The sequence below is a fragment of the Variovorax sp. 01N429 genome, assembly GCF_056399425.1.
In genome coordinates this window covers 1-559 of the sequence record NZ_JBFTRG010000072.1, presented here as the reverse complement: position 1 = coordinate 559, position 559 = coordinate 1, and the positions used below count along the sequence as shown (strand labels likewise).

General features: G+C 71.6%; 1 protein-coding gene. It reads right to left on the bottom strand.

The window, feature by feature from the left end; all coding sequences use genetic code 11:
* Window positions 1–152: 152 nt before the first annotated feature.
* On the bottom strand, window positions 153–559 hold a 407-nt coding region (locus tag AC1DSF_RS30630), incomplete at its 5' end, for a hypothetical protein (protein WP_478184075.1).

Below are 559 nucleotides of genomic sequence, written 5' to 3'. Positions count from 1 at the left end.
GTCTTCGCCAAGCAGATACCCCTGACCGACGCGGAACGCCGGCCGGAGGACATCCTGCTCCGGCACGCACCCGCCGCGGTCATGGGGGAGTTCATTCGCCGGTTCCGGCACGAGAGCCGCGAGGCCGTCTACCCGGAGCAGGCGCTGCGCCGTTACTCCGCCGTTCCCGTGCCGCCCGCTGAGTCTGCCGACTCGGCGGCCATGGCCAGGGCGGTGGGGAGGGCGCCCCACAGGAGTTCGGTGAGGTAGACGGTCAGTTCGGCGCGTTCGCACGGGTGTTCTTCGAGCCACCAGTCGCCGCAGGCCTGGACCATGCCGACGATGCCGTGCGCCCAGGCGCGCGCCAGCACGCCGGTGGCGCCGACCGGGTCGAAGGAATGTGCGAGTTCCTCGCCGACGCGGCGCTGGTAGGCGGTCACGTGGCCGTGCACGTCGGCCGATTCCGCTCCCGCGCGGTGCAGCAGGAACCGGTATACCTGCGGGTTGGCTTCGATGTGCGCCAGGTAGGTGTCGATGGTCGCCTGGATGCGTTCGCCGGGGGAGTGGCCGCGCGCCGGGT